The sequence below is a fragment of the Vibrio sp. Vb1574 genome, from assembly GCF_033338675.1.
The window spans coordinates 1-1,654 of the sequence record NZ_JAWOTC010000136.1 but is presented as its reverse complement, the minus strand read 5'-3'; the positions used below and the strand labels follow the sequence as shown (position 1 = coordinate 1,654).

Genomic DNA, 1,654 nt, shown 5'->3' with positions numbered 1-1,654 from the left:
TCCATACGGTAGCTAGCAATTGCGCTCATCGCGTCTTTCTTCTCTAACATTGAGTGCGCCTCTTTTGTAATCGTCAAATTGTTTCAATGAATTCATAACGAATAGAATCCCATCTCGCACAAAAGACGGCGGCTGGATTCGAATCATTTTTACGAATAGAAACCTAATTTTTATTATATTTATCGTCCGGATACTTCCGGCTCGAAGCGTACTATCAACTAATCGATTGGGGTTTAGCAACTAGATTGATATTTAATCACTAAATTTTAGCCACTTAGGTATTTAATCATTTAAAATCAACCAATTGAGAAAAACATAAAAAACTATAAAACAACTAAAACCACACTCTTTGAGTATGTATTTAGCAAATTGATAAGACTAAGAACAAACATCGAAACACATTTACCTCACCTATTAATAACCAGCAGACCAAAAAACACAGCCTATGTCTTTGGCGTAAATTTGCGCGTATCAGTCAAATAATCTGCAATTAAACAATGAATAGAAATGAACGAGAGGGAATAAAAATGCAGCCCTTCGAAATCGAAAAGCTGCATCAAGTACCATGTAGGAATGTTGGAAGAAACGTAATAATAGGTAGTTAATAGTTATTATGTGTTTGCCACAAACAATCCGAGCAAACAAACTTAGATATTGGATACATAGCTCGGAAAATCCACCTGCTCCCACAACTGTTTGGAGAGTTCTTCTTGCGAATCCCACGCCCCTTGTAAAACCCAATTCACGATGGCTTGTGCAACGTCGGGGTATTTAACACTCTCAGCTTGCTGCTCTTTGAGCCACTGACGTACGGTAGAAATGTCTAAACTGTCCATTGCAGTGGCTAACCCAAGATCTTCAAGTGTGGCTACGTTGCTCTGCTGTTCAAATTGTCCTGCCAGTGGTTTCATTAGCAGTTTTTTGCCAAGAGAAAGTGCTTCTGAAGGCAGTTCAAAACCGCCATTGGCGATGACCCCACAGCAACGATGTAGATGGTGCTGAAAGTTGGTATGGCACAGCGGACGCAATTCTATGTTCTCCACTTTCTCTACTTCTATCACGTCGGGGTGATAACAAATAAACGTCTGCTGATTAAAGTGGAACAACAAGTCGCAGATGTCCTCAATCGACTCAAACGGTAAATACACCAACACGAAATCATCGTTATCCGCTTGGTTATCCAAAGTGTGAACGATGGGCGGTAGCAACGGCTGGTCAAAGTGATACCAGTGCAATCCAAGCTGATGTTGAGATGGAGCAAAATACTCAAGTACTGATTTATCCAGCCAGCTCGCCCCCTTCAGAGGCACTGGATAACGAAACGCATTTTGGTGACTGATACCGATACACGGCTTATTTTGTTGACGAGCTGCCCAAGCCGTGACGGGTTCAAAGTCGTTGATGATTAAATCATAAGGCGCCAGGTTGAGTTGGTTCACTTCTTTGAAAAAATGAATCAAATTGTTGTTCAAGGCCGTTTTGGCGTAATTGACCGAGCCTTTTTCCGTCACAAACGTAAAACCGCGACGAGTCTGATAATCGCCAAACGCTTCCATTGAAAAGTATTTCTCCGGTGCTCGCCCAGAAAAAAGAAAGTCGACCTGCACATCGTGCGATTCAAATGCCTTGCTCATTGCACGAGCACGTGCGATAT

1 protein-coding gene is annotated in these 1,654 nt (G+C 41.8%); it reads right to left on the bottom strand.

Annotated features, from left to right (window positions below; translation table 11 throughout):
* Positions 1-647: 647 nt before the first annotated feature.
* On the bottom strand, positions 648-1,652 hold the full coding sequence (locus tag R7O12_RS24185) for an MJ1255/VC2487 family glycosyltransferase (RefSeq protein WP_318126577.1): 1,005 nt from the start codon (positions 1,650-1,652) through the stop codon (positions 648-650).
* Positions 1,653-1,654 lie beyond the last annotated feature (2 nt).